The organism is Corynebacterium freneyi (assembly GCF_030408835.1).
GTDB lineage: Bacteria > Actinomycetota > Actinomycetes > Mycobacteriales > Mycobacteriaceae > Corynebacterium > Corynebacterium freneyi.
The window spans coordinates 64,696-80,642 of sequence record NZ_CP047357.1 but is presented as its reverse complement, the minus strand read 5'-3'; the positions used below and the strand labels follow the sequence as shown (position 1 = coordinate 80,642).

The 15,947-nt window shown below is 69.4% G+C and carries 13 protein-coding genes; 10 read left to right on the top strand and 3 right to left on the bottom strand.

The features are described 5' to 3' along the window. Positions 1 to 99: 99 nt before the first annotated feature. Positions 100 to 1,080, top strand: a complete 981-nt coding sequence (locus CFREN_RS00355) for an Abi family protein (RefSeq protein WP_209651463.1) — start codon at positions 100 to 102, stop codon at positions 1,078 to 1,080. A gap of 31 nt (positions 1,081 to 1,111) precedes the next feature. Here CFREN_RS00355 and CFREN_RS00350 read toward each other — a convergent pair whose 3' ends face one another. Further along, on the bottom strand, positions 1,112 to 1,411 hold the full coding sequence (locus CFREN_RS00350) for an RNA-binding S4 domain-containing protein (protein ID WP_070519697.1): 300 nt from the start codon (positions 1,409 to 1,411) through the stop codon (positions 1,112 to 1,114). A gap of 187 nt (positions 1,412 to 1,598) precedes the next feature. Here CFREN_RS00350 and CFREN_RS00345 point away from each other — a divergent pair, with 187 nt between their 5' ends. The 6 genes from CFREN_RS00345 (at position 1,599) to CFREN_RS00320 (ending at position 8,343) form a co-directional block, all read left to right on the top strand. After that, complete coding sequence (locus tag CFREN_RS00345) at positions 1,599 to 2,876, top strand: ROK family protein (RefSeq protein ID WP_168161355.1); 1,278 nt, start codon at positions 1,599 to 1,601, stop codon at positions 2,874 to 2,876. Then, positions 2,869 to 3,423, top strand: a complete 555-nt coding sequence (locus CFREN_RS00340; RefSeq protein WP_420889150.1) for an HPP family protein — start codon at positions 2,869 to 2,871, stop codon at positions 3,421 to 3,423. Before CFREN_RS00345 ends, CFREN_RS00340 begins: the two co-directional genes overlap by 8 nt. Before the next feature lie 183 nt (positions 3,424 to 3,606). Further along, positions 3,607 to 5,826, top strand: a complete 2,220-nt coding sequence (locus CFREN_RS00335; protein WP_396022128.1) for a catalase — start codon at positions 3,607 to 3,609, stop codon at positions 5,824 to 5,826. After that, positions 5,823 to 6,884, top strand: a complete 1,062-nt coding sequence (locus CFREN_RS00330; RefSeq protein ID WP_209651467.1) for an acyl-CoA dehydrogenase family protein — start codon at positions 5,823 to 5,825, stop codon at positions 6,882 to 6,884. Before CFREN_RS00335 ends, CFREN_RS00330 begins: the two co-directional genes overlap by 4 nt. Next, a complete protein-coding gene (locus CFREN_RS00325) occupies positions 6,881 to 7,756 on the top strand; it encodes a PIG-L deacetylase family protein (RefSeq protein ID WP_209651469.1) in 876 nt (291 codons plus the stop codon). Before CFREN_RS00330 ends, CFREN_RS00325 begins: the two co-directional genes overlap by 4 nt. Then, entirely contained in the window at positions 7,753 to 8,343 is a 591-nt protein-coding gene (locus CFREN_RS00320) for a nodulation S family protein (RefSeq protein WP_224370946.1), read from the top strand. The genes CFREN_RS00325 and CFREN_RS00320 overlap by 4 nt, the downstream gene beginning before the upstream one ends. A 45-nt stretch (positions 8,344 to 8,388) precedes the next feature. Here the strand turns inward: CFREN_RS00320 and CFREN_RS00315 are convergent, their stop codons facing one another. Further along, on the bottom strand, positions 8,389 to 9,339 hold the full coding sequence (locus tag CFREN_RS00315; protein ID WP_209651472.1) for a glycosyltransferase family 2 protein: 951 nt from the start codon (positions 9,337 to 9,339) through the stop codon (positions 8,389 to 8,391). Between the two features lie 189 nt (positions 9,340 to 9,528). On the opposite strand from CFREN_RS00315, the gene CFREN_RS00310 reads away from it, so the two are divergent. Further along, positions 9,529 to 12,186: a multicopper oxidase domain-containing protein gene (locus tag CFREN_RS00310; RefSeq protein ID WP_209651474.1), complete on the top strand. Its 2,658-nt coding sequence runs from the start codon at positions 9,529 to 9,531 to the stop codon at positions 12,184 to 12,186. Between the two features lie 64 nt (positions 12,187 to 12,250). Here the strand turns inward: CFREN_RS00310 and CFREN_RS00305 are convergent, their stop codons facing one another. After that, positions 12,251 to 12,571, bottom strand: a complete 321-nt coding sequence (locus tag CFREN_RS00305) for a heavy metal-binding domain-containing protein (RefSeq protein ID WP_070519740.1) — start codon at positions 12,569 to 12,571, stop codon at positions 12,251 to 12,253. A gap of 72 nt (positions 12,572 to 12,643) precedes the next feature. On the opposite strand from CFREN_RS00305, the gene CFREN_RS00300 reads away from it, so the two are divergent. Together CFREN_RS00300 and CFREN_RS00295 are read left to right on the top strand one after the other, a co-directional pair. Next, a complete protein-coding gene (locus tag CFREN_RS00300) occupies positions 12,644 to 13,573 on the top strand; it encodes an HNH endonuclease family protein (protein WP_244979462.1) in 930 nt (309 codons plus the stop codon). A 9-nt stretch (positions 13,574 to 13,582) separates the two neighbouring features. Further along, entirely contained in the window at positions 13,583 to 15,709 is a 2,127-nt protein-coding gene (locus CFREN_RS00295) for an acyl-CoA dehydrogenase family protein (protein WP_083291208.1), read from the top strand. Positions 15,710 to 15,947: the final 238 nt, after the last annotated feature.

The window sequence follows — 15,947 nt, the reverse complement described above, 5'->3', positions numbered from 1 at the left end:
CTCAGGTATGGTCAAGCCATAAACACCGACCCCGCTCACTGCAACCGGCTTGCGCCACCTGCAGCGATGGGTCGGTTTTCATCTTCAGGCGGGGGCACGGTGCAGTACACGAAGAAGCACTTGAACTATGAAGAGCAAGTCGGCTTGCTCGCGGACCGGGGCCTCGCCATAGAGGACCGTGGCGATGCGGTCCGACAACTGAAGAGAATCGGGTATTACCGGCTCTCCGCCTACACGTACCCCATGCGCGAGATTGCCCCGCAGACGGACGCAAACACAGGCCGGCCTCGTCGGCAGGACCGCTTCCGCCCGGGGTCGCGCTTCGCCGACGCGGTCGCCCTCCACGATTTCGATCACAAGCTGCGACGTCTGCTGCTTTCCACGATCCAGGAAATCGAAGTCAGTCTCCGGACTCAGGTTGCCTACCACGTGGGAAAGAGAAGCCCATTCGCCCATCTCGATATCCGGCATCTCAACGAAGATGAGTGCAGGCGTTTGACCACGATCCCCGGTGAATCCCGCACCCAGTACGAGTACTGGCGCGATGAGTACGATTCATTGCAGCAAAAGGCGAAGAAGGAAGATTTCGTGGCCCATTTCAACGCCAAGTATGGCGGTGAGGTCCCGCTTTGGGCCGCTACCGAGTTCATGACGATGGGAAGCCTCGTCAGCCTCTTCAAGCTGATGAAGCCCGAAGACTCACGTCGACTGTCGACCCATTACGGCGTCAAGAACCAGCAGATCCTGCGGGGCTGGTTCAAGGCTTTGAACACCCTCCGAAATCATTGCGCCCACAATGCTCGCGTCTGGAATCGCAGCACCATCTACCCGCCGAAGAAGATCAACATCACAATGGTCGACTCCGAGCTCCACCACCTGCAAGGCGCCGATCCGAACAAGATCTACTTTCTGGTCGCAATCACGGGCTACCTCGTCCGGCGCGTCAACCCGAACTCGCGTTTCGCCAGTGAGTTGACGACGTTGATGAAGAAGTTCCCCGCCGGAAGCGGATTCACGCCCGAAACCGAGATGGGTTTCACGCCGGGCTGGAACCGAGAAGCATTGTGGCGGGTCAGCTAAGCCGCACGACCGGCATTCGACCGCCCGCGTACTAGAACTGGACGTTGCGCCACTTTTCCGGGTCGAAGTCGTCGTCGGCGGTGGCCTCGTCGAAGTAGTCGTCGTCGACGTCTTCGGCGCGGGCGACGCGGGCGGAGACGCCTGCGACGGTCACGACGTCTCCGGCCCGCAGCTGACGACCGCGGCGAATGTCGACGTCCCCGTTGACCTGGACCTGACCTTCGGCGATGACTTCCTTGGCCAGGCCGCCGGTCTCGACGAGGTTGGCCAGCTTCAGGAACTGGCCGAGGCGGATGGACTCGTCGCGAATCGCTACGTCAAAAGGCTCCATGGGCTCAGCATGACACACGGCCATCACCGGCTGCCGAGGAGTCGACGCCAAACCGGCCCAACAAAAAGTAGACCACCCTGTTCGCGTCGCCACACCTCCTCGCCCCCCGCTTCCAAATGCGCAGTTCCGCGCGTCGATTACGGCAGGAAAATTGACAGACCGTTCGGTCTATTCCATGATGAGGTTCATGTCAGCCGCCCTCTCCGCGCCCCTCGCAGCCCGCACCGCCGACGCCACGCCCGCGCCCGGCGGCCGCGTGGGCGCTCCGGCAACCGCGACGGCCGGAGCCACGGCGACCGCATCCTCCCCGACCCCTGCCATCGCCCCGACGGCCGCATTTCGCTTGCCCTCCTCCCCCGCCGCGCGCCTGCACCATCAGATTCGCCTGCAGTGGCCGATCACCCGTCCGGAGCTGGCGGCGTCGACGGGCCTGTCGCAGCCGACCGTGGCACGCGGGGTGACGGCGCTTCTCGACGTCGGCCTCATCGAGGAACGCCCCGACTTGATCACGGGCACCGGCGCCGGCCGCCCGCGCATCCCGCTGGCCCCGGCGAAGTCGCGGTGGCTGCACGTGGGCGCGCACATGGGACTGCGCACGACGCACATCGCGATCTTCGACACCGTCGGCCGCGTGTTGCGTGAAACCGACCTGGACCTGCCGCTCGACGCCGTCGCCGCAGAGGAGGCGATCGACTCGATCATCGCGGGCATCCATCGCCTGCGCACCGGCATCGCGCGTCCGCTGCGCACGGTCGGCGCCGCACTGTCGGGCCACGTCGCCGCCGATGGCACGGTCACCTCCCGCTCATACGGCTGGGGGCGGACGGATTTGGTCGGCATGCTTTCCGACGGCCTCGGCCTGCCCGCCCTGGCCGCCCCCGACGTGGCGGCGATGGCCGCGTCCGAGCTGGCCGCGACTCCGTTGCGCGCCGACGGCGAGCGTTTGCCGACGTCGCTGTACTTCTACGCCCGCGAACTCATCGGCGTGGCGTGGACCGTCGACGGGGCGGTGCACCGTCCGGTCCACGGCGATGGGTCGATCAGCCACCTGCGGGCCCCGGACAGCGACCTGCTGGGCGGGGAAACCCTGAAGGATGCCGTCGGCGCCACGGGCGTGCTCGCCGCCGCCCGCGATCACGGGGTCCGCGCCGAGTCCATGGCCGACCTCATCGGCGCGGCGCAGACGAACTCGACTGCCCGGGCGATCCTCGACGAGCGTGCGCGGATCCTGGGGTTGGCGGTGGCCAACGTCGCCGACATCGTCGATCCCGCGCACGTCATCCTGGCTGGTGCGGCGTTCACCGATGATGCGGCGGGGCTGCGCGTCGCCGCACGCACCATCGCGGACGTCTCCCCCGTCCGACGCGACATTCGGGTGTCCCGCGCCCGCGGCACCATCACCCGCGATGCCGCCCGCGCCGTGGCGCTGGACCCGCTGCACTCGGACCCGTTGAGCCTTGCCTGAGTCGCGCGAGGGGAAACCGGCGGCCCGGCCACGGATCAATCGCATCGCCGGGGCCTTCGCGGCACTGTCCGGCCAGGCGCCACCGCGGCCGCCGCTGCCGCACATACTCGCCGCCACCCTCGCGGTGACCATTCCCCTGCTCATCCTCGGCGCCGTCGCCGACGCCACGCACCTGGCGCTGCTCACCCCGCCGATGGCCGCCACCGCCGCGCTCATCGTCGGCGGCCCCGACCTGCCGCTGGCGCAGCCGCGCAACGTCATCCTCGGCCACTTCATCGGCGGGCTCATCGGACTGGCGCTGGCCATCTGGTTCGGCGGATCCATCCTGGTCGGCGGCCTGGCGGCCGGTCTCTCGTTCGGCGCAATGCTCGTCCTGCGCTGCGCCCACTCCCCGGGGGCGGCGACGGCGATGTTGCTGGTCACGATGCCCCCGGAGCACCCGCTGCGGTTCCTGCCCGTGCTCATCGCGTCGGCCGCGCTGGTCGTCGCGGCGGGTCTCGTGGCCAACCGCATCCGCCGCCTGCGGTACCCCGCCTACTGGTGGTGAGGAGGCGGACGACGGATCGCGTCGGCGTCGTAAAGCAAAGGTCCCGCGGGCGTCAATGGAGGTTTCCCACCCGAACACGTGATGCGGGCTATGCTGGCGCCCACAGGCCGTAACCCCCGTTCACCCACGGTTGACGGGGCGGCCTCCCAACCAGCCCCGAATTCGGAAGCGACGGTGATCGCCGTGTCCGCAAGCAGCGACAAGAAGCAGACCAAGAGCAAGGCCAAGTCCGCCAAGGCGAAGGCGACCAAGGCGAAGAACGTCGCGCACGACCCCGCCGACGTCCGCCCCGGCGTCCCCGGCCCCGAGCCCGTGGCCTACGAAGAGCCCACCGACCCGCGCGCGCCACTGCCGCCGAAGGACGACCAGACCTCGCCGAAGCCCGCGACGCCCACCGGCTGCCCGGTCCACGCCGACCGCACAGACTTCGCCCAGCAGGGCGAGTACCTGACCACTCCGCAGGGCGTCCGCCGCGCCGAGACGAACCACTCGCTCAAGGCCGGCCCCCGCGGCCCCGTGCTGCTGCAAGACCACCACTTCCAGGAGAAGCTGCAGCACTTCGACCGCGAACGCATCCCGGAGCGCGTCGTCCACGCCCGCGGCGCCGGCGCGCACGGCGTGTTCCGCTCCAACGGCAAAGCCGCGAAGATCACCCGTGCGGGCTTCCTGCAGGAGGGCGTGGAAACTCCGGTGTTCGTCCGCTTTTCGACGGTCGCCGGTTTCCGCGGTTCGATCGACACCGCCCGTGACACCCGCGGCTTCGCGGTGAAGTTCTACACCGACGAAGGCAACCACGACCTGGTGGGCAACAACATCCCGGTGTTCTTCATTCAGGACGGCATCAAGTTCCCCGACGTCGTCCACTCCGTGAAGCCGCAGATGGACCGCGAGATTCCGCAGGCCCAGTCCGCGCACGACACCTTCTGGGATTTCGTGTCGCTGCACACCGAGGCGACCTTCCACACCATGTTCAACATGTCCGACCGCGGCATCCCGCGCTCGTACCGCATGATGGAGGGCTTCGGCGTCCACACGTTCCGGCTGATCAACGACGCCGGCGAGACTTCCCTGGTGAAGTTCCACTGGAAGCCGAAGCTCGGCGTCCACTCCCAGCTGTGGGAGGAGGCGCAGCTGTCCGGCGGCGCCGACCCCGACCTGCACCGCCGTGACCTCGCCGACGCCATCGAAGCCGGCGCGTTCCCCGAATGGGATCTGGGCGTCCAGGTGTTCCCGGACAACGCCGAGGAGACCTTCGAGGGCATCGATCTGCTCGACCCGACGAAGCTCGTGCCCGAGGAGATCGCCCCGGTGGAGATCATCGGCACGATGACGCTCAACGCCAACCCGACGAACTACTTCGCCGAAACCGAGCAGGTCGGTTTCTGCCCGTCGAACATGGTCCCGGGCATCGAGACGACCAACGACCCGCTGCTGCAGGGCCGCCTGTTCTCCTACAAGGACACCCAGATGCACCGCCTGGGCGGACCGAACTTCACGCAGCTGCCCATCAACCGGCCGCATGCCCCGGTCAACGACATGCAGCGCGACGGCTTCGGCCAGCACGCGGTGCCGGGCGGCGCGAGCGCGTACCACCCGAACTCGGTCGACGGCGGCTGTCCGTTCCTCGCCGATCCGGAGACCGCCGGCGGGTACATCGAGGTTCCGCAGGAGATCGCCGAGGCGATCAAGACGCGCGAGAAGCCGGCGAGCTTCCACGACCACTTCTCGCAGCCGCGGATGTTCTGGAAGTCGCTGACGCCCGTCGAGCGCGACCACATGGTCGACGCGTACACCTTCGAACTGTCGAAGTGCTTCGACGAGACCATCCGCCGCCGCGTGGTCGCCGAGGTCCTGGCGTACATCGACCAGGAGTTGGCGGAGTCCGTGGCCGCCGGCCTGGGGCTGCCCGCGCCGGCGCCGGTGAAGGACCTGCCCGAGCCCGACGCCTCTCCGGCGTTGTCGCAGATCCGCGGCGCGTTCCCGCTGGACGGGCGCCAGGTGGGCATCATCGCCGACGACTCCACCGACGCGAAGGCCCTGGACAAGCTCATCAAGGGCATCGACGAGGCGGGCATGGTGCCGCTGGTCATCGCCGACCACGCCGGCCGCCTGGGGAAGAAGGGCGACGGCGCCACCGTCCAGCGCACCACCTTCAACACCCGCTCCATCGAGTTCGACGCGGTCATCGCGGCCGCCGATCTCGACGCTCCGGAGATCGCGGTGCTGCTCGGCGAGGCGTTCCGCCACCTGAAGGCCATCGCGGCGTTCGGCGATGGCCGGAAGCTGGTCGAGCGTCACGTCGATTCGAAGGCCCCGGGCATCGTCCTGGCCGACTCCGGCGCCAAGGCGTTGAAGGCGCTGCTGAAGTTGATGCCAGAGCACCGGGTGTGGGATCGCGCGTGACCAGCGCGATCCGCTTGCCCGGCTCGACCCGCACCACCCTGCCGTTGCCGGGTTCCGGCGACACGGCCGCGCGGTTCCTCGCCCTGTGGGAGGGCTGCCGCGCGGACGTGTCGGAGGGCCGGTTGGCGGAGGCCGACCATGACGCCGACGCGATCCTCGCCGAGATCGGCGACGGCCGCCGCGTCGCCGACGGCGAGTTCTGGGGCGTGTGGGCCGCCGAGCCCCCGCACCCGGTGCTGGAGGCCCGGCGCGACCCCTCGGTTTCGGATGGAGCCGGCGCAGATGCCGCTGAATCCGACACCGCCGACTCCGAGTCCGGCGGGTGGCTCCTCGAGGGCGTGAAGCCGTGGTGCTCGGGCGTCGACCGGTGCACGCATGCGCTGGTCACGGCCCGTGTCGACGGCACGCCCCGACTGTTCGCGGTCGATCTGCGCCATCCCGGCGTGACCGGGTCGGCCGACGCGTGGGTCAACGCCGGCATGGCGGCCACCGCCACCGGCGAGGTGTCCTTCGACGAGGTGCCGGCGGTCACGGTCGGCGGTCCGCGCGATTACCTCGACCGCCCCGGCTTCTGGCACGGGGGCGTCGGGGTCGCGGCGTGCTGGTTGGGCGGCGTCGCGGGGCTTTACGACGTCCTGGCCCGCACCGCCTCCCGCCACGGCAAACCTCATGCCCTGGCACATCTGGGCGCGGTGGACGCGGCGTTGTCCGCAGCCCGGTGGATGATCATCGGCGCTGCGGAAGAGATCGACGCGGACCCCGGTGACGCCGATGCCGCGCGAATCCGCGCACTTCGGGTGCGGACGATGGCGGACCGGTTGTGCGCCGACGTCATGGAGCACGTCGGCCGCGCCATCGGCGCCGGTCCACTGGCCCATGATGCGGAGGTGGCGCAGCGCTTCGCCGACGTCGCCGTGTACACGCGCCAGTGCCACGCCGAACGCGACGAACAATGGCTCGGTGAGCTTCGCCTGGCCGCCGATGAGGCCGCGAATGGTGCCGACGATCGAGCCTCCGGCAACGGCGAAGGCCGCGACGGCGGAAGCATTAACCGGTGACCGTCCCCAACGGGCACCGGTTGGCGGCCACCGACGATGCCGGCGTGACCACAGCCGACCAGTGGTGCGAGGCGCTCGCCGAGCACGCTGTCCGGACGATCGCGCTAGACGTCGGCCGCCTGGTCGTCGTAGCCCCGCACCCGGATGACGAGGTCCTCGGCCTCGGGGCGACGATGGCCGCCCGTTCAGCCGCGCGCTCAACTTCGCGCTACCCCGATTCCCCTCACCTGCCCGACTCTTCCGGCGTTGCCGATTCCCTCGGCTCACCAGACCCACTCGACGTCGTCGTCTGCGTCTCCGACGGTTCTGCGTCGCACCCGGGGGAGGTCGCCCCGGAAGTGATGAGGGGCCGTCGTCAAGCGGAATGCGAGGACGGCGCACGGGAACTCGGAATCGGCCTGCGGATGCTCGATCTGCCCGACGGCGGCCTGAACGCGGCGGACGTCGATGCCGCGCTGCATCCCGTGCTCGACGAATTAGCGCCCGCGACGGTGGCGGTGACGTGGTCCGGCGACGGGCACCCCGACCACCACGTCTGCGCGGAATCCGTGCAGCGCTGGATCGCGGCGCGGGAAGGCGCGACGCTGCTCGAGTTCCCCGTATGGATGTGGCACTGGGCGCGGCCCGGCGACCCGGACGTGCCGTGGGAGCGGCTGCGTCGGGTGTCGATGCCGCGATCCGAAAGCACGGCGGCGGGCGGCTCACGCACAGAAGACATGACCGCCGATGCTTTCGCCCACAAGCGGCGAGCGTTGGCCGCCCACGCCTCGCAGCTGGCGTCGCAATCCGACGCCCCGGACGCCACCGTGATCCTGCCGCCGGCGGTGGTCGAGCGATTCTTCCTCGGCGACGAGTGGGTGTTCACGCCATGAGCAGGGACAACACAACCCGCGACTACATGAACCGCGACTACTTCGAGGGCATCTACGCCGACGGCCCCGACCCATGGGGCTTCGAGACGAGCGCCTACGAGCGCCGCAAGTACGACCTGACTCTCGCCGCCCTGCCCCACCGTCAGTACCGCCGAGCGCTCGAGCCGGGCTGCTCCATCGGGGTGCTCACCGCGGATCTCGCGGGCCGTTGCGACGCCATCGAAGCGTGGGAGCCCATCGACGCGCCCCGCCGCACCGCCGACGCCCGCACCCCGGATCACGTCGTCGTCCGCGACGCGATCCTCGGCGAGGCCGAGCCGCTGCCCGGCACCCCGATCGACCTCATCGTCCTGTCCGAGGTCCTCTACTACCTTCCGGCGGATCGGCTGGAGGGGGCCGTCGACAAGCTGCTTGACCAGGCGGAACCGGGCGCGGACGTCGTCGCGGTGCACTGGCGCCACGCGATCGAGGGCATGGAGCTCGACGGCGACGGCGTGCACGAGCGCCTCGCGGAGATGGCGCGGCTCGACGTCATCGGATCGTGGACCGAGGCGGACTTCCGCATCGACGTGTGGCGCCTGCGCTGACGCAATTCGGCCCCGCCCCGGACCGTTCCTGAGGGAGCGCGGGGCTCAGCCGCCGGCGCGCACCCAGTCGCCGCCGTCGCGGCGCACGAGGCCCATCTCCTCGAACCGCCGCAGCCAGCCCTCCATGGGCCAGCGGCCGTGGCGGTCGCGGAACTCGTCGACGATGCGACGGTACACGCCGTCGTAACGTTCGGCCATCGCCGTCACGCTGAGGCGCCGTTCCGCCGCGACGCGCACCGACGCGCGGTCCATGCCCATCACCCCGCGCAACGCTGGGGCCGACTCCCGCGCAACCGTCGGCGCCCCGTCGACGGACAGCGCGTCGAGGTACCCCGACATCCCGCCGCCGGTGCGCCGCGACACCCGCGCCGAGGTGACCACGCGGCAGTCGGACACCCGCGCCACGCGTGCGCCGGATTCGACGAGGCGGGCGACCAGATCGACGTCCTCAGACTCCGCCAGCGGCCGGAATCCGCCGACGCGCCCGTACGCCGATCCGCGAACCCCCAGGTTGGCGCCGTGCACGTGGCCGTGCCCGGGCTCATCCTGATAGAGCTTCTCGAACAGCGGTCGCACCGGGCCGGGCCGCTGTTCCCAGTCGGCGACGCCGATGGTGCCGACCACCGCGTCCGCCCCGACGTCCACGTGCGCCAGCTGCGCCGCGAGCCACCCCGCGTCGACGATCGTGTCCGCGTCGGTGTGCGCGAGCCACACGTCGGCGCGCAGGTCGCGCGGGTCCACGCCGGTCGCGCGGGCGACCCCGACATTGCGGGCGTCGATGACCCGCTTGACGACGCCCACCTCCCCCGACCCCGCCGGAATCATCTCGGCGGTGCCGTCCGTGCAGGCGTCGAGGACGACGCGGATCTCCGTGGGCAGGCCCGTCGCCCGGGCGGCGTCAATGACGGAACCGACGCAGGCCGCGATGCGGTCGCGCTCGTCGTGGGCGGGAATGACGACGACAGTCCGCCCGATCGTCGCGGCCATCTCGCCCATGTGCCCCATCGTGCCCACCGAATCCCCCCTTCGCAGCCGGTCCGGGGCCGATCCCCGTTATCCAGGTAAATATACTTCACTCCGACTGACAGGCGATCGCCCGTCGCCCTCCACGCCGCGCCCCGCACGACCGGCCTCGCGTGATCGCAAACATTTTATTCCGCATCTTTGTTGCGTATTATTTGAGGCATGTCGCCGCGCCCGAAAAACTCCCGCCCCACCCGCGTCTCCTGGCATCGCAAGGCGGGTCGACCGGTGCGGTGGTGGTTTGCGGCGATCATCGTCGCCGCGATGACCCACCCCTTCCTCGCCGAGGGCCGTTGGCTGATGGTCCACCTGTTCACGCTTGGAGCGGTGACCAACTCGATCCTCGTGTGGGGCCGGCATTTCACCGAAAGGCTGCTGCGCGTCGACGTCCCGGAGGAGGCCCGGCGCGTCCAACTTGCGCGGATTTATCTGCTCAACGGCGGCATCGTGGTCACCATCGCGGGCAAGCTCGGCGACTGGTGGCCGGTGACCACCGCCGGCGCGACCATCGTCGGCCTGGCCGTGGCGTGGCACGCGGTGTCGCTGGGCCGCGATCTGGTCGCCGGGCGCGACCGCCCGTTCGCCGTCTCCGTCGCGCATTACGTCGCATCGGCGTGCCTGCTGCCGGTCGGCGCAGCGTTCGGCGCACTGCTGGCGACGCCTGCCGGCCATTCGCTTCACGACGGCCTGCTGCTCGCCCACGAGGCCGTGAACCTCATCGGCTTCCTGGGCCTGGCGGCGTCGGGCACGCTGATCACGATGTTCCCGGGGCTGTGGCGCACCCGGATGTCACCGCACTCCCACCCGAAGGCGTCGCTGTTGACGCAGGTGACGGGCATTGCGGTGACCACCGTGGGAGCGCTGACCGAGGTGAATTGGGCCGCGTCGGCGGGTTTGGCGATCGTCGCCGCCGGGTGGATCATCGCCGCCGTGCCGTGGGCGCACAACGTCATCGCCGTGGCGAAGGACCCTCGTGATCGGCTGTCGTACCCGGCGCTGTCGGTGGCCGCGGCGGTCGCGTGGCTGATCGGCACCCTCATCGTCGCGTCGGTGATGGCCCTCGACGACGGGTTCGTCATCTCGGCGCTGACCCTGCCCCTGCTCATCGGATTCGGCGCACAGCTGCTCATCGGCGTGATGAGCCAGCTCCTGCCCGCCACCATCGGCGGCGGCTCCGGCCCGGTCGGCGCCGGCATGGCCGAGATGGACCGCGCGGGCGCGTTCCGGTGGGCGATCATCAACGGCGGTCTGGCCCTGTGGCTGATGCCGCTGCCGTCGTGGACGAAGGTGGCTCTTTCGCTGCTCGTCGGTGTCGCGTTCGCGTCTTACCTGCCGCTCGTCGCCCGGGCGACGAAGGCGCAGTTCACGGCGTTGAAAGCCCGCACGACCCGTGGCGAGCCCATTGAACTGATCCGGCGTGACACGGCCGCGGCCGGCGGCGTCGCCAAGACCTCCTCCACCTTCGTCGCGACCGAACGGTCGACCGGTTCCCGCCGCCTCGGAACGCAGACCACGGCGGCACTGGCGGTGCTGGCGCTGGTCACCACCGTCAGCGTCGCCCTGTCCGGTGGCGCGGGCGGTTCCGGCGGGATCACCGCGGCCGCGGACGTCACGCCGACCGGGGAGACCGTCGAAATCACCGTCACCGCCCGCGACATGGCCTACGAACCCGACGTCATCGAAGCCAATCCCGGTGACCGACTGGTGATCACCATGGTCAACGCCGACACCCAGGTCCACGACCTGCGGTTGGCCACCGGCCAGGACACGGGCCGCGTCGCCCCGGGCGAATCCGCGACCATCGAGCTTCCGGTCGTGCCCGGTGACGTCGACGGTTGGTGCACCATTGCCGGCCACCGGCAGATGGGCATGACGTTGGTCGTCGATGCGGGTGGCTCCGCGGGGGGCTCCGCCGACGAATCCCACACGGGCACGGCCCCCGGCCACGCGACCCCCGGCGCCCTCGGCGGGGTCGGCGCAACCCCCGGGCCCGACTCCCCGACCATCGACCCGATTCTCGACGCCGCACCCGACACGGACGTCCATGAGATCACGTTGCGGGCCAGCGAATTCACCGGCTACGCGGCGCCGGGGATCGAGCAGGAGCATTGGGTCTTCAACGGCGCTCCGCTCGGCCCGACGTTGCGGGGCAAGGTCGGGGACGAGTTCGTCGTCACGCTGATCAACGACGGATCGATGTCCCACTCCATGGACTTCCACGCGGGCATGGTGTCGCCCGACGAGCCGATGCGCGACATCGCGCCCGGTGAGCGCCTGGAGTATCGGTTCCGCGCCGAGCACGCCGGCATTTGGCTGTACCATTGCGCGACCGTGCCCATGAGCCACCACATCGCCGCGGGCATGCACGGGGCGGTGATCATCGACCCGCCGGGCCTGCCCGAGGTCGACCACGAGGTGCTGCTGGTCCAGTCCGAGGGGTACTGGGGCGAGGCCGGCCCCGACGCCGACAAGGTCATGGCGGAAACCCCGGATGCGTACCGTTTCAACGGCTACCCCGACCAGTACCTCGCGCACCCCATCCGCGTCCGCGCGGGCGAGTCCGTGCGGTTCTGGCTGCTCGTCGCGGGCCCGAACAAGGGCATGAGCTTCCACATCGTGGGCACGCAGTTCCACCGCATGTTCAAGGAGGGTGCGCTCACGCTTGACGACGGCGCCGGCGGGGGCCAGGCGCTGTTCCTCGGCGCGGCGCAGGGCGGGTACGTGGAGGCGCGGTTCCCCGAGCCGGGCACGTACACCTTCGTCGACCATCAGATGGTGCACGCGGAAATGGGCGCGCGGGGCCACGTCATCGTGGAGTGATCGTGGAGCAGCGGCCGGGCCCCGCACGACCGGGACCCGATGCGCCGGGACCCGAGCCCGGGAGTTACGCCAGTTTCACGGCGGTGCCGGAAGCGGTGACCATGAGCATGCCGTTGTCGGTGCCGAGGACTTCGTAGTCGATGTCGACGCCGACGACGGCATCGGCGCCCAGCGCCTGGGCACGTTCGTAGAGCTCGGCCAGGGCGGTTTCGCGGGTGTTGCCGAGTTCCTTTTCGTAGGTTTCGGCGCGGCCGCCGACGAGGTTGCGGAAGCCGGCGCCGATGTCCTTGAACATGTTGACGCCGGAGATCGCCTCGGAGGAGACGATGCGGATGTAGTGGGCGATCTGACGGCCTTCGATGGTGGGGGTGGTGGTCATGATCATGGCGCCGAGCATACGTGCGATGTTCGGCCGCCCGCTCGCCATGCGATCCGGGCGGTGTCCTATGGTCGCGACATGTCGTCTCGTTCCCGCTTTTTCGTCGGCCCACGCCGCGCGGCCGTCGCCATTGCCGCGGCGGGCGTGGTTCTTTCGGGTTGTTCGATGGTCGACGACGATGGCTTGACGACGTCGATGCCGGAGCTTCTCGGCCCATCATCGTCGTCCGCCGTGGACGCGGACGCCCCCGCACCGCCCGACTCCGATCCGGTCGACCCTGCGCCGGTCGATCCCGCGCCTCTCGCCCCGAACGCCGCACCCGATGACGGGGCGGATGGCGGAGACGACGAGGCGTCGTCAAGCACTGAAGCGGGGCCGCTGGCCGACATCCGCGCGCAACTGGACGCCCTCGCCGTCAAGGGACGCGCACCGAAAACCGGCTACGACCGGGACCTGTTCGGACAGCGCTGGTCCGACGACGTGCCGGTGACGCTGGGACACAACGGGTGCGACACGCGCAACGACATCCTGCGGCGCGACCTCGTCGACGTGGTGATCAAACCGAACACCAACGACTGCGTGGCACTGTCCGGCACGCTGCACGACCCGTTCACCGGCGCGACGATCCCGTTCCAACGCGGATCGGCGACGTCGAGCGCCGTGCAGATCGACCACATCGTGGCCATGTCGGACGCATGGCAGAAGGGCGCGCAGGGGCTCGACGAGGATGCGCGGCGGGCATTCGCCAACGACCCGCTGAACCTCCTCGCCGTCGACGGGCCCTCCAACCAACGCAAGGGCGACGGCGACGCCGCGACATGGCTGCCGCCGAATTCTGCGTTCCGCTGCCAATACGTGGCGCGGCAAATCGCCGTGAAGCACCGCTACGGACTGTGGGTGACGCCGGCCGAACGGGATGCGCTGGACCGGTGGCTGGGCACCTGCGAACCGGTCGACGATGACGCGCTGGCCGCGCTGGTGGAGGGCACGATCGCCGAGCGCCGGTAACGTGGTGCCATGGACACCACCGACGACGCCATCCGACCCTCGAAGCACGGCGACGACGTCGCCGTAAACGGCACCGACGAAGACAAGACCAAAGATAAAAAGGACAAACCCGACACCGTCGGCAAGGGCCCCGCGAAACTGCCCGCCACCGCCGACCCCGCCGTGGCGAAGGAACTGCAGAAGATCCTCGACGGCGCGTACGCCGAAGAACGCGAACGCGTCCGCGCCATGCTCGACGACGAGTTCTTCCGCCCGCAGATCGGCCTGCCGCTCGACGAGGCCCGCGATTCGATCCTCGACCGCCTCGAGCGTTTGCGCGACACCGGCATGCCGAAGGGCGTGTTCAGCAAAGCCCACGGCGGCACCGGCGAACTCGGGGCGGCGCTGACCGGCATGGAGCTGGTCGGCCACGCCGACCTGGGAATGATGGTGAAATCCGGCGTGCAGTGGGGCCTGTTCGGCGGTGCCGTCGAAGCCCTCGGCAGCGAGCGCCACATGCACCTCGTGCCGCGGATCATCGACCTGGACCTGCTCGGCTGCTTCGCCATGACCGAGCGCGGCCACGGCTCCGACGTGCAGAACCTGGAGACCACCGCCACCTACGACGCCGAGACCGACGAATTCGTCGTCCACTCCCCCGGCTTGTCGGCGGAGAAGACCTACATCGGCAACGCCGCCCGCCACGGCCGCATGGCGGCGGTGTTCGCGCAGCTGCACACCCCGGGCAGCGCCACCGACGCCAACCACGATCCAGCGGAGTCGCACGGCGTGCACTGCATCCTCGTGCCCATCCGCGACGAGGACGGCAACCCGATGCCGGGGGTGACCATCGGCGACCACGGCTACAAGGGCGGTCTGCCCGGCGTGGACAACGGCACCCTGATGTTCGACAACGTGCGGGTGCCGCGCGAGAACCTGCTCAACCGCTTCGGCGACGTCGACGAGCGCGGCAATTACTCGTCGCCGATCGAATCCCGGAACCGTCGTTTCTTCACCATGTTGGGCACCTTGATCCGGGGCCGGGTTTCCGTCGGTGCGGCGGCTGGTGCGGCGACGCGTTCGTCGCTGACCATCGCGCTGCGTTACGCCACCCGTCGCCGCCAGTTCGAGGGGGTGCCGGACCAGGAGAAGCGCCTCATCGAGCACCGTTCGCACCGGCTGCGTCTGCTGCCGCGGCTGAGCCGTTCCTACGCATTGGCGTTGCTGCAGAACCAGATCATCGAGCGTCTCGACGCCCAGGAGAAGCTCATCGCCGCCGGCGAGTGGGACGTCGCCGAGCCCACCGACGAGCAGCAGTGGAAGCAGCGGGAGACGGAGTCGCGGGCCGCCGCGGTGAAGGCCGCCGCCACCCGTCATGCCACGGACACCATCCAGGAGTGCCGCGAGGCGTGCGGCGGCGCCGGGTACATGGCGGAGAATCTGCTGACCGTGTTCAAGGACGATTCGGACGTGTTCACCACGTTCGAGGGCGACAACACGGTGCTGATCCAGATGGTGGGCAAGGAGCTGATCACGGCGTACGCCCGCGGCCTATCCGATCTCGATCCGATGGGCATGTTGCGGTTCGGAGTGGAGAACGTCGGCGACATCCTGCGCCGGCGCACGCCGATCGCCCGTTCGGTGCAGTCGCTGATGGATCGGGTCACCGATCGCGAGGAGACCGACATCTTCGACGCCGGCTACCAGGTGAAGCTTTTCGGGGATCGCGAGTCGAGCCTGTTGAAGTCCCTGGCGCGTCGTTTGAGCGGCGCGAAGAAGATGGACGTCGAGGACGCGGTCGAGGCCGTCGACGCCGCCCAGGATCACCTGATCGCCTGCGGGTGGGCGCGCGTCGACTCGATGCTCCTGGAAGCGTTGGTCGAGGCGGAGGCCTCGCTTGACGACGGCTCGCCGGTGAAGGACGTGTTCGAGCAGGTCCGTACGCTGTTCGCGTTGTCGACCATCAACGCCCACTCGGGGTGGTACCAGGAGCAGAACGTGCTCAACGGCCAGCGGACCAAGGCGGTGCGCGCGGCGATCAACGATCTCGTCGACTCGTTGGGTCCGTGGGCGGATGTTCTCGTCGACGCTTTCGCCATCCCCGATGCCCTGGTGGCCGTGCCGATGCTCGACGACGCCGGAGTCGACCCCCGCTAGCGTCGTCCCCGATCACGGCCTGTCCCACCCCCGGAGCGAACCGCCCGGGGGTGGGTTCGTCGTAAAGCGGAAAGGAACCCGAAGTCAAGCGGAAAGGGAACCCCGGAAAGCCGAGATCACTTCGGTTGGGGAACGGAATTTTTCGGCCAACCGTCGCCCGATGTGCCGTCGTGCGTTAGGCTGCAACCCAAGTGACGAATGGGGCCAGAGTTACCCAAATCCGACCCTAATCGCACCC